Origin of the sequence: Hyunsoonleella rubra, assembly GCF_042684665.1 — a bacterium.
Lineage (GTDB): Bacteria > Bacteroidota > Bacteroidia > Flavobacteriales > Flavobacteriaceae > Jejuia > Jejuia rubra.
In genome coordinates this window covers 73744-86110 of the sequence record NZ_JBHULY010000025.1, presented here as the reverse complement: position 1 = coordinate 86110, position 12367 = coordinate 73744, and the positions used below count along the sequence as shown (strand labels likewise).

Here is a 12367-nt window from a genome sequence, read left to right as displayed (position 1 = left end):
TATTCCACTTATCGAATATTACACCCAAGTTTTTCGTCACATTATCGATAAACCCAGTGTTCACCATGGATTAAAGAATTCTCTTCATCTTCTGGAACTTCACATTTTTGGTGCTGTACGTTCCATTTTTAAATGTATTTTTGCAGTAGTTTAAAATTCAGATTTCAACTAAAATTTTACGATGAATTATTTCTCTTCAAATTTCAAACTGGGTATTTTAGGAGGCGGTCAATTAGGCAAAATGTTGCTATACAATACCCGGAAATTTGATATTTATACCTGTGTTTTAGAAGCCAGCGAAGACGCCCCATGCAAAATAGCATGTAATGAATTTCATTTGGGAAGTTTAATGGATTACGATGCCGTTTTCAACTTTGGCAAAAACGTGGATGTTTTGACTATAGAAATTGAAAACGTCAACGTAGATGCGCTTGAAGCTCTTGAAAAAGAAGGCGTAAAGGTGTATCCTGCATCGAAAACTTTGCGCACCATTCAAAACAAAGCCAAACAGAAGTTGTTTTACAGGGACAATGATATCCCTACTTCCGATTTTACACGATTTGCATATCTTTCCGAAATTGAGGATGCCCTGCAAAATGGTGGATTGGAATTGCCTTTTGTTTGGAAGGCGGCTCAATTTGGATATGACGGCAATGGGGTAAAAATTGTAAGGACTTTGGAAGATTTGGACGGCCTGCCTAAAGGAGAATGCATTGCTGAAGAATTGATTCCGTTTAAAAACGAACTTGCTGTGATTGTAGCAAGAAATGCCTCTGGCGTCACAAAAACCTTCCCTGTTGTTGAAATGGAGTTTCACCCAGAAGCGAATCAGGTGGAATACGTAATTTGCCCAGCTAGGATTTCGGGTGATGTGGCCATGAAAGCGCGTGAAGTCGCTTTAAAGGTTTCCCAAGCTTTTAGTCATGTTGGTTTGTTGGCGGTAGAAATGTTTCAAACCCAAGAGGACGAAATTCTTGTTAATGAAGTAGCTCCAAGACCCCATAATTCTGGTCATCAAACTATTGAGGCTAGTTACACTTCGCAGTTTGAACAACATTTACGAGCCATTTTGGATTTACCTTTAGGAAGAACAGATAGCAAAGTGGGAGGTGTGATGGTAAATTTGGTGGGAGCTGAAGGATTCACCGGAAATGTGGTTTATGAAAATATTGAAAACATTATGACCATGGAGGGTGTTACACCTCACATTTATGGTAAAAAACAAACCCGCCCGTTTAGAAAAATGGGCCATGTAACCATTGTAAATGAAGATTTAAATGAGGCCAGAAGAGTTGCTGAGGAAGTTAAAAAATCGATTAAAGTCATAAGTGAATAAACCCACGACAAACAATATCTAAAATATTGAATTTATGAATAAAGTAGGCGTAATCATGGGAAGTAAAAGCGACCTTCCTGTAATGCAAGATGCGATTGACATCTTAAAAGGTTTTGATATTGAAGTTGAAGTAGACATCGTGTCCGCCCACCGTACTCCAGAAAAGCTTTTTGACTATGGCAAAAATGCTCACACTAGAGGTTTTGCGGTAATTATTGCTGGTGCCGGAGGTGCCGCCCATTTACCAGGAATGATTGCATCTTTGTCGCCTCTACCGGTCATCGGAGTGCCCGTAAAAAGTAGTAATTCTATTGATGGATGGGATTCTGTGCTGTCCATTTTGCAAATGCCCGGAGGTGTTCCCGTAGCCACGGTAGCCCTTAATGGTGCAAAAAATGCAGGGATTTTAGCAGCACAAATCTTAGGTTCGAATGACTCCTGTGTTTTAGACAAAATTATAGCTTACAAGGAAGGATTGAAGGTAAAGGTAAACGAATCTGCCAAAGGCCTAAAATAAAGAAACCCCGACGAATCGGGGCTTCATTAGCTATTAACAATAATTCTTACGAGTCTTTCAACTCCTCTGAAAAATCTGGGCAAAAATATATAAAATTTACAATGCCTGCATAATATAATTAAACTTTAACATTTTTTTATTATCAATGAATTCAAACGCTCTGCTCCAACCCTTCAATACACCATACGACACTGCTCCCTTTTCAAAAGTAAAGGACGAAGATTTTTTGCCCGCCTTCAAACAGGCTATCGCCGATGCTAAAATTGAAATTGACCAAATAGCACAAAATAACACGGCGCCGTCTTTTGAGAATACCATTGAAGCCTTGGATTTTTCAGGGAAGCAATTAGAACGTATTTCGAGCGTCTTTTTCAATTTGAATGCGGCCGAAACAAATGAAAACATTCAAAAAACAGCGCAAGAAGTCTCTCCCCTACTTTCAGAATTCAGCAATGATATAACCTTAAATGAAGATTTGTTCAAACGTGTAAAGGCAATTTACGATTCAAAATCAAGTCTCAATCTGACCATCGAACAAGAAACCCTTTTGGACAAAAAGTATAAAAGTTTCTCCAGAAATGGAGCTAATCTTCCGAAAGAGAAAAAAGAGCAACTGCGTGAAATCGACAAAAAACTGAGTCAGTTAAAATTGAAATTTGGCGAAAACGTTCTGGCGGAAACCAACAAGTTTGAAATGCTGATTACCAATGAAGCAGATTTATCAGGATTGCCCGAAGGCGCCAAAGAAGCCGCTAAACAATTGGCAGAATCAAAAGACAAAGAGGGTTGGCTATTTACCTTGGATTACCCAAGTTATATCCCATTTGTCACCTATGCTGATAATAGAGAATTGCGAAAAAAAATAACGCTTGCGGCTGGAAGCAAATCGTTTAAAGGTGATGAATTAGACAACCAAAAGAATGTTCTTGAAATTGCAAAGTTACGTCACCAACGCGCTAAGCTTTTGGGTTATAAAACCCATGCGCATTTTGTGCTGGAAGAGCGCATGGCCGAGACTCCTCAAAATGTTCAAAAGTTCCTCAATGAACTCTTGGAAAAAGCAAAGCCTGCGGCAGAAAGGGAATTTAAAAAGCTCCAAGAGTTTGCAAAAGAATTAGATGGGATTGAACAACTTCAAAAGTGGGACGGCTCATACTATTCTGAAAAACTGAAACAAAAACTGTTCAGTTTGGACGATGAGCTATTGAAGCCCTATTTTAAATTAGAAAATGTTATTGATGGTGCTTTTACAGTTGCAAACAAGCTTTTCGATTTACAATTCGAGGAAATTTCAGATAAAAATTCCATAGACTATATTGACAAGTATCACGAAGATGTTAAAGTCTACAAGGTTAAAGACGACGGTGGATTACTGGCTATTTTATATGCTGACTTTCATCCTAGAAAAGGTAAACGTAATGGGGCGTGGATGACAAGCTACAAGCCACAGATGATTGAAAATGGGCATAACCACCGGCCACATATTTCCATAGTTTGCAATTTTACCAAGCCGACAAAAACCAAACCTTCGCTTCTTACTTTTAATGAGGTTACTACATTGTTCCATGAATTTGGACATGCCCTTCACGGGATGTTGGCCAATACAACTTACCCAAGTTTGTCAGGAACTAGCGTGTTTTGGGATTTTGTGGAACTGCCCAGTCAAGTAATGGAAAACTGGTGTTATGAAAAAGAGGCTTTGGAACTCTTTGCCAAACACTACGAAACCGGGGAAACTATCCCTATGGATTTGATTGAAAAAATAAAAAAATCATCCACGTTTTTGGAAGGCATGCAGACGTTGCGCCAATTGAGTTTTGGCTTGTTGGACATGAGTTGGCATGGGCAAGATCCGGGCGGTATTGCCGATGTTAAAGTACATGAATCCAAAGCTTTTGAGAGCACTACTTTATACCCCAAAACTAAAGAAACCTGCATGAGTACAGCCTTCTCGCACATTTTTCAAGGCGGGTATTCCTCTGGTTATTATAGCTACAAATGGGCTGAAGTTTTGGACGCCGATGCGTTTGAGTATTTCAAGGAAAATGGGGTTTTTAACAAATCCATCGCTGACAAATTTAAGGAGCATGTATTAAGCAAAGGGGGTACTGAAAACCCAATGACCCTTTATAAACGTTTTAGGGGGCAGGAACCCAGGCCTGAGGCTCTGTTGAGACGTGCCGGCCTATTGGAAGAAGTGTCCTAAATCACAAATTTTTAATAAAGCTATACATCTTCTCTCGAGTTTTTGCATCTGGCATTCTACCGAAACCTGCCATCATATTATCCAAGGCATGTTTCGGTTTCGAGGTTCCAGGAATCACACAGGTCACCAATTCATTCGATAAAATAAACTTCAGAAAGAATTGTCCCCAGCTTTTGATATCATAATCCAGGCACCATAAGGGCATTGGCTTGCCTTTGGTTTTTCCGAAAAGCGAACCACTTTCAAAAGGGCGGTTGATTAATACGGCCGTGCCATTTTTTTCTATCGTATGAAACAATGATTTTTCAGCGTGTCTATTCCTAATCGAATAATTGAACTGCACGAAATCAGGCTTTTCGGCTTGAATCACTTTTTCCAATGCCTCATGGGCCGAATCTAAATAATGTGTAATCCCCCAATACCGGATTTTCCCTTTTTCTTTCCAATCCCTTAAAGTTTTTACATGGGTTTCCCAATCCACCAAATTGTGAATTTGCATCAAATCCATTTGTTTTCGTCGCATTAACTGAAATGATTTTTCCATTTGCTGTATACCTTTTTCCTTTCCAGAAGTCCAGACCTTTGTGGCATAGAAGTAATTATCGGCAATACCCATTTTTTTCGTCAGATCACCTACTACTCCTTCTGATCTACCATACATCGGTGATGTATCAATGACACTACCCCCTTGTTCCCTTAGGATTTCTAGGACCTTTACCAGTGGGGCATCAACTGTAGGTGAGCTTTTAACATCAAAGGTTTGCCAGGTCCCCAGTCCGATTACCGGCAGTTTTTCATTAGATGAAAAAATCGGGCGCTTTAACATTGTATTGGATAAATTAAATGACATGGCATTTTGCGACATTAAAAGGCCCAGAGCCGATAGGCCTGTCAATTTTGCCATTTCCCTCCGGGTGTATATTTTTGAATTCATTGCAAATTATATTTGGTCGAAACTTCTTCAATTTAATAAATTAAGACAGGACAAATTAATATACCTGAAACCTTTAAGAAAATTTTAAGGGTTGGATAGGCAATCAAAAAATATGAATATGAACATATTAATTGGAAGTGTTATACGTTTAAAAGTCAAAACGTTTAAGCCATTGTGAATCTTCTTAAGTTAATAAAACACCTTTTTATTTTTACTTTCCTTACTTGCCTCACTCAGATTGGTGGGTTGATTTGGTTGCTTAGTATTGGGGTTTCAAAACACATGAGCATTCGAAAACGATTTGTGTTTCCAATACTTTATTTACTTTTCAATATCGCTATAATACCCCCTATCGCTAAATCCTTTGGCAGGGAAAAATTACCAACCTTCAGTAAAGAAATAAAACCTAGAAACTGGTGCTACCCCTTATTGTTCAGAAATTATGTCGCACCCAACCTAAAGAAACAATTGCAAAATGACGCATCGGTTTTTTATAAATCTACTAGCATGCCCATCACCTATCTGGATGCCAACTTCCCATTTATTGACGGCTTCCCTTTGTTTCCGCATTTAAGTCATAACGATGGTAAGAAAGTTGACCTTTCCTTGATGTATTTAGATGAAAAGAAAGAGCCTACGGACAAAAAGCCATCGGTTTCAGGTTATGGGGTTTATGTAAATTCTGAAGATAATTATACTGTAAAAAGATGTCGAAACAATGGATATCGGCAGTACGACTTTACCAAATACCTTTCTTTTGGAACTATCCATGAATTGGATTTCTATCAAGAAGGAACCAAACACATTTTGCAACAGTTACTTTCCAATTCGTCAACTCAAAAAATATTTATAGAGCCCCATTTGAAGCAGTCGCTAGGATTGTCAAATGAGGCTCGAATTAGATTTCATGGCTGTCAAGCTGTTCGTCATGATGACCATATTCATTTGCAAATTAAATAATGCTACAAGACCCACAAGGTTTTAAAAACCTTGTGGGTCAGCTAAAAATTTAAGTGGTGTAAAAGAAAAATTACCCCTGTTGCATCGGTGTAAAAAAGAATTCCTCGTGCACAATTTTGCCATTCTCAACTTGATACAAACAAATTTCTTCCATGGTCATTCTTGGGGCGCCCTTAAAGGTAACATCCATTTTCATTCTGCAAGAAAAAAACTTGTCCGCCACTACTGGATCTGATACTTCATTGCCATGGACTTCCTCTGTCATTTCCTGAAATTGTTGTCCTTTTGCAATCACAGCCTCTATGCCTTCACATACTTTTACGGGCGCCCCATCGGGCTCAATACTTACGATATTTGGTGAGTATAACTCTTGTACTGCCTCGGCGTACAGCCCTTGTCTACAATAATTTACTAGCTTTTCAGCAACTTCTTTTGTTGTCATAATGTTCAAATGTATTGATGAATATTTATTTCTTTGTTTTGACTTCCTTTCAAAATTATAAAATCCTCAAATCGATTACAGTGGGCAAATTTGACACTTTAGGGTGTTGATTATGACAGATATATGTGCTACTTTTAAAAGCCACTTTTACAATCATTTATAATGACAAAACATGTAACAATTTTGGTTCCTAGGGCAAATGCAATTCTAAGCAGTGTGGTTGGGCCTTATAAAATTTTTAGCGCCGTCAATGATTTTTATACCCAATCCGGACAGAGCACATCGCCAATGTTTAAAATCGATTTGGTAGGGATACACAAAGAGTCCATATTGTATGATGGGGCATTTTCCATTCATTGTACTGCCATGCTTGAGGACATCGAGAAAACAGACCTCATCATCATTCCGGCCGTGTTGCCCCACAATGTAATTCAAGATGTAGAAGCCAACTATGATTTTATTCCATGGATCCGACAACAGCGATTGGTACACAATGCCGAAATTGCCAGTTTGTGTATGGGTGCTTTTTTCTTGGCAGAAACCGGTTTAGTCGATGGTAAGCAATGCGCAACGCATTGGGCGGGTATCGAATTGTTTAAGCAGCGTTACCCCCATATTGATGTGAAACCTGAAAAGATTGTAACCGACCAAGAAGGCATCTACTCCAGTGGGGGTGCCTATTCTTTTTTGAACCTCATTGTTCATTTGGTTCAGAAATATTGCGGTAAGGAAGTGGCCATTTATATCTCGAAACTTTTTGAAATTGATATCGACAGGGACAACCAAAATCAGTTTGCCATCTTTATGGGACAAAAGGAACATTCCGACACTACAATTCAAGAAGCGCAGACTTACATTGAAGAGCATATTGACAAGAAAATTTCTGTGGATGCCCTATCAGAGCAATTGGCCGTGAGTAGAAGGAATTTTATTCGCCGTTTTAAAAAGGCCACAGGCAATACCCCTTTAGAATACATACAGCGTGTAAAAATTGAAGTAGCTAAAAATGCATTGGAATCCTCCCCTAAAACCATCAATGAGGTAATGTATTCAATTGGGTATTCCGACACCAAAGCATTTCGTAATTTATTTAAACGACATACAGGGTTAACACCTGTAGCCTACAAACAGAAGTATAATAGGGAGTTGGTGAGTTATTAAATTTAATCTAAAATATTTGGGCTAAAAAATTCGATTTTTTAGTGTATTTTTGATTTTCGAAAAAAAATTCGCTACTCGAATGCCCGAGCATCAAATAAATCCGAATAAGTGGATTGACCTATATTCCGATTACCTTTTCAATTACACCATTACACGTGTAAGCGATAGGGAAATTGCGCAGGATTTGGTTCAGGATACTTTTTTTGCAGGGCTGAAATCCATGAAAAACTTTAAGGGCGAGGCCAGTGAGCGTACTTGGTTAATTTCAATCTTAAAACGGAAGATTATCGACCACTACCGTAAAATCAATTCCAATAAAGGCAAGGCCGAGGTAAGGATTAATTATAACGACGCCGAAAGTGAGGGAGATTGGTTGGAGGAGCGCGTAGCTGACCCCTATGACAAAACGGCTGAGGACACACTGCAAAACAGCGAACTGGGCGATGCCATTCACAATTGTTTAGGCAAGTTGCCCCAAAAACAGGCAGACGTATTTAAAATGAAAACTATTTTAAATTATGAAACCGAAGTTATTTGTAATGAACTAAATATTACAGCGTCTAACCTGTGGGTAATTATCCATAGGGCAAGAACCGCTATGGCGGATTGCCTTAAAGAAAATTGGTTTTAGTTATGGGTAAAATGAAGTTTATGATTCCTTGCGATGAAGCAAACCATGTATGTGACAAAACGCAGTACAAGGAGGCCACTTTATGGGAAAAGATTAAGCTGAACCTCCACTTATTGTACTGCCGGGCTTGTAGGGAGTACACAAAGTATAACACCAAATTGACAAAATCGATAAAAACTTCGAACGTGGAATGTTTGGACAAAACAGCAAGAGAGACCATGAAAAAGGATTTTGAAAAGGCCCTAGCGGAACAGGAGTAATAATCCCAGCCAAATTATTGGCAAACTTTCCACCCAAAATGCACTATAATATTTCCCTTGACTTACCTTTGAAAACGCTACAAAGATTCCTGTGATAATAGCAATCACGAGCATAACAAAAATGTAGGACAAACGTGTTTCATCCTTAAAAAATTCCAGTACAAAAAATAGTGCCAATAGAAAAACACCTAATCGCTTTGCTCCTTTTATCCCAAGCTTTTGAGGCAGTGTGGCCAATGATGCAGTATCATATTTTAAATCCCGAATTTCAAAAGGCAACATCAGCACCACAATAAAAAGGAAACGCTGTAGCATCATCAAAACAATATCTGCATTCATTTCCAAATTCAATTCCACCACAGGCAGCATTACCGTTACACCTGCCCATGTGAAAGCAATTACATAAACTTTTAAGCCATTTATATTTCGCAAAGTAAATCTTCTGTTGGAAGACAAGGGAATGGCGTACAGAAATGTCAAAACACTCATAACAAGGCTAACCGCAAGTGTTTTCAATTCAAGATAAAACCCATAATAACACATCAGCACAAAGCAGATGAATGAGAACACTTGAATCCACTTCAAATAATCTGCCAACCGCCTGTGATGGAACCTGGCTATCCCAAAATACTTTACAAAGTTGTAGCCTGTGATAGAAGCATAAAAAATAAAATACAATAGGTTTTCATTATAATCCACTCCCAACTTCAAAAGTGTTATCCATACCAAAGCATACACGGCCAAAGCCACATGAATACTACTATTGATATAGAAATTAAAAAGTTGTTTGAGGAAAGACATGCAACAAAAATACTTATACTTTACCGTTAGTAAATAGGTAACCGGGAAAGATCGTCTTTCATTTTATGATAAATTTAAGATTATTGCTTAATGATGTTAATAAAGCTTTCAAAAAGTTAAAAACTTTCGTTTTTACACAATAAAACACCGCCTTTATTACTTAATTTTGCGAATTACTCAAATACAAAATTGCAATGAACACAAACGCTTTTGCTCTGCGTCATATAGGGCCAAGGGAAGAGGAACAAAAATTGATGCTTGAGGCCATTGGTTTAGATACTTTGGATGAATTGATTAATGAAACCATCCCCAATGAAATCCGTTTAAAAAACGGTTTGAATTTGGAGGAACCTATGACCGAGCACGAGTACTTGTTGCATATCCACGAGCTTTCAAAAAAGAATAAAGCGTACAAGACCTATATCGGTTTGGGGTACCACCCAACCATTATGCCGGCCGTAATCCAGCGCAATATTTTGGAAAACCCAGGTTGGTATACGGCGTACACACCGTATCAAGCCGAAATAGCACAAGGAAGATTGGAAGCACTTTTGAATTTCCAAACTATGGTAACCAACCTAACGGGAATGGAATTGGCCAATGCTTCTCTTCTGGATGAAAGTACTGCGGCCGCAGAAGCCATGAGTTTACTATTTGCCGTGAGGGAACGAGACCAGAAAAAAGCTGGAATTAATAAATTCTTTGTTTCGGATAATATTTTGCCACAAACCCTTTCATTACTTAAGACACGGGCAACACCTATAGGTATTGAATTAGTGGTAGGGGATGAAAATAAATTTGATTTTTCACCAGAATTCTTCGGAGCCATCTTACAATACCCCGGTAAAAATGGTCAAATTTCGGATATCAAATCTTTCATTGAAAATGCCAATAGTTCTAGAATTAAAGTAGCTGTTGCTGCCGATATTTTAAGCTTGGTAAAATTGGAAGCGCCGGGTAAATTTGGTGCAGATGTAGTGGTTGGCACCACCCAACGTTTTGGCATCCCCATGGGCTACGGTGGCCCACATGCGGCTTATTTTGCCACTAAGGAAGCCTACAAGCGGGAAATCCCCGGTCGTATTATAGGGGTAACTAAAGACACCAACGGCAATAGAGCCCTAAGAATGGCGCTTCAAACTAGGGAGCAACATATTAAACGGGATAGAGCTACATCCAATATCTGCACTGCCCAAGTGCTTTTGGCCGTAATGGCTGGAATGTATGCGGTGTACCATGGGCCAAATGGCTTACAGTTTATTGCCGATCAGGTTCATTATAAAGCTGTTGTTGTGGCCAAAGCGTTAGAAAAATTAGGTTATTCCCAAGTGAATACCTCTTATTTTGACACGCTTCAAATAAAAACGAAAGCGAAAGCCATTAAAAAAGTAGCTACTGAGAAAAAGGTCAATTTATGCTATCCCGATAAGGAAACCGTTACCATTTCTATCAATGAAGCTACTTCTGTTAGGGATATCAATTATTTGATTTCTGTGTTTGCTACTATTGCCAAAACCGAAACGATTGTGATTTCTTCTATCGAAGAGGAAAATCACATTTCAAAAGGACTACAAAGAACATCGGAGTTTTTAACCGAACCTGTCTTTAACAGCTATCATTCGGAAACCGAATTGATGCGATATATTAAATTTTTGGAACGGAAAGATTTGGCATTAAACCATTCCATGATTTCTTTGGGATCTTGTACTATGAAATTGAATGCAGCCTCAGAAATGTTACCATTAAGTTGGTTCAAATGGGGAAACATCCACCCTTTTGCGCCTCTGAAACAGGCCAAAGGCTATCAAATCGTTTTAAAAGAATTGGAAGACCAGTTGACAGAAATTACTGGTTTTGCTGCTACTTCCTTACAACCCAATTCAGGCGCCCAAGGTGAATTTGCGGGCTTAATGGTCATCAAAGCCTATCATGAATCCCGTGGTGACCATCATAGAAATATATGCTTGATTCCATCCTCAGCTCATGGTACCAACCCAGCCAGTGCGGTAATGGCCGGAATGAAAGTTGTGGTCACGAAATCTACCGAAGAAGGTAATATCGACGTTGATGATTTAAGACAAAAGGCCGAACTTCATAAGGACAATCTTTCGGCCTTGATGGTTACCTATCCATCGACCCACGGTGTCTATGAATCAGCCATAAAAGAAATCACAAAAATAGTACACGACAATGGCGGGCAAGTTTATATGGATGGCGCCAATATGAACGCTCAAGTAGGATTGACAAATCCCGGAAACATTGGTGCTGACGTGTGTCACCTCAACTTGCACAAAACTTTTGCCATTCCTCACGGCGGTGGTGGCCCTGGTGTTGGCCCTATTTGCGTCGCTGAGCAACTGGCACCTTTTTTACCTGGCAACCCTGTACTTAAAACTGGTGGAGAAAAAGCAATTACAGCAATTTCTGCGGCGCCCTTTGGCTCTGCCCTGGCCTGCTTAATATCATACGGATACATCAAAATGCTTGGTGCAGAGGGATTAACGGAAGCTACCAAAGTTGCGATTTTGAACGCCAACTACATAAAACATAGACTGGACGGCTACTTCAATACACTGTATTCTGGAGAAAGAGGAAGGGCTGCCCATGAAATGATCGTGGATTGCAGACCTTTTAAAGTAAACGGCATAGAAGTAACAGATATCGCTAAACGATTGATGGACTATGGATTTCACGCTCCTACAGTATCCTTCCCAGTGGCAGGAACATTAATGATTGAGCCTACGGAAAGTGAAAGCAAAGCCGAATTGGATCGTTTTTGTGATGCCATGATTTCGATTAAAAGTGAAATTGATAGTGTCTCAAAAGAAGATGACAATAATGTTTTAAAAAACGCACCTCACACCTTAGAAATGATTACTGCTGACGAGTGGTATTTTCCATACACAAGAGAGGAAGCCGCATTTCCATTGGCATATATACGTGAAAACAAATTTTGGCCAAGTGTAAGGCGTGTAGATGATGCCTATGGCGACAGAAATCTTATTTGTACTTGTACCCCGATCGCGGATTACGCTGAGGTGTAAAAAGTAGTTTGGGCATCGTAAATTATTTTTGCAACTGATAAGCATTACATCAAAAGAAAGTATATTGCTATCAAT

11 protein-coding genes are annotated in these 12367 nt (G+C 39.1%); 8 read left to right on the top strand and 3 right to left on the bottom strand.

Features of this window, described 5'->3' with window-relative positions; genetic code table 11:
* The first annotated feature begins 181 nt into the window (after positions 1-181).
* The 3 genes from ACFSR8_RS11115 to ACFSR8_RS11105 all read left to right on the top strand — a co-directional run bounded on the left by ACFSR8_RS11115 (position 182) and on the right by ACFSR8_RS11105 (position 4059).
* Entirely contained in the window at positions 182-1336 is a 1155-nt protein-coding gene (locus ACFSR8_RS11115) for a 5-(carboxyamino)imidazole ribonucleotide synthase (RefSeq protein WP_380292010.1), read from the top strand.
* 34 nt (positions 1337-1370) lie between these two features.
* Positions 1371-1853 (top strand): 5-(carboxyamino)imidazole ribonucleotide mutase, encoded by a 483-nt coding sequence (purE, locus tag ACFSR8_RS11110; protein WP_380292008.1) that lies wholly within the window; start codon positions 1371-1373, stop codon positions 1851-1853.
* 145 nt (positions 1854-1998) lie between these two features.
* Complete coding sequence (locus tag ACFSR8_RS11105) at positions 1999-4059, top strand: M3 family metallopeptidase (RefSeq protein WP_380292006.1); 2061 nt, start codon at positions 1999-2001, stop codon at positions 4057-4059.
* Position 4060: 1 nt separating this feature from the next.
* On the opposite strand, the gene ACFSR8_RS11100 is transcribed toward ACFSR8_RS11105, so the two are convergent.
* Entirely contained in the window at positions 4061-4993 is a 933-nt protein-coding gene (locus tag ACFSR8_RS11100) for an aldo/keto reductase (RefSeq protein ID WP_380292004.1), read from the bottom strand.
* A 282-nt stretch (positions 4994-5275) separates the two neighbouring features.
* On the opposite strand from ACFSR8_RS11100, the gene ACFSR8_RS11095 reads away from it, so the two are divergent.
* Positions 5276-5953: a hypothetical protein gene (locus ACFSR8_RS11095; RefSeq protein ID WP_380292002.1), complete on the top strand. Its 678-nt coding sequence runs from the start codon at positions 5276-5278 to the stop codon at positions 5951-5953.
* A gap of 70 nt (positions 5954-6023) precedes the next feature.
* On the opposite strand, the gene ACFSR8_RS11090 is transcribed toward ACFSR8_RS11095, so the two are convergent.
* The gene (locus tag ACFSR8_RS11090) at positions 6024-6395 is read right to left on the bottom strand and encodes a SnoaL-like domain-containing protein (RefSeq protein WP_380292000.1); all 372 of its coding nucleotides are present in this window, start codon (positions 6393-6395) and stop codon (positions 6024-6026) included.
* Positions 6396-6557: 162 nt separating this feature from the next.
* Between ACFSR8_RS11090 and ACFSR8_RS11085 the strand changes: the two genes are divergently transcribed.
* From ACFSR8_RS11085 to ACFSR8_RS11075, 3 genes are all read left to right on the top strand, one after another.
* Positions 6558-7556 carry a GlxA family transcriptional regulator gene (locus tag ACFSR8_RS11085; RefSeq protein WP_380291998.1) on the top strand — a complete coding sequence of 333 codons (999 nt, stop codon included), beginning with the start codon at positions 6558-6560 and terminating at the stop codon, positions 7554-7556.
* Between the two features lie 79 nt (positions 7557-7635).
* Positions 7636-8187, top strand: coding sequence for a sigma-70 family RNA polymerase sigma factor (locus tag ACFSR8_RS11080; protein ID WP_380291996.1), 552 nt, complete (start codon positions 7636-7638; stop codon positions 8185-8187).
* Positions 8188-8189: 2 nt separating this feature from the next.
* A complete protein-coding gene (locus ACFSR8_RS11075) occupies positions 8190-8447 on the top strand; it encodes a hypothetical protein (protein WP_380291994.1) in 258 nt (85 codons plus the stop codon).
* On the opposite strand, the gene ACFSR8_RS11070 is transcribed toward ACFSR8_RS11075, so the two are convergent.
* Positions 8430-9248: a hypothetical protein gene (locus ACFSR8_RS11070; protein WP_380291993.1), complete on the bottom strand. Its 819-nt coding sequence runs from the start codon at positions 9246-9248 to the stop codon at positions 8430-8432. The two genes, ACFSR8_RS11075 and ACFSR8_RS11070, sit on opposite strands and share 18 nt — an antisense overlap.
* 194 nt (positions 9249-9442) lie before the next feature.
* Here ACFSR8_RS11070 and gcvP point away from each other — a divergent pair, with 194 nt between their 5' ends.
* Positions 9443-12292: an aminomethyl-transferring glycine dehydrogenase gene (gene gcvP / locus ACFSR8_RS11065; RefSeq protein ID WP_380291991.1), complete on the top strand. Its 2850-nt coding sequence runs from the start codon at positions 9443-9445 to the stop codon at positions 12290-12292.
* Positions 12293-12367: the final 75 nt, after the last annotated feature.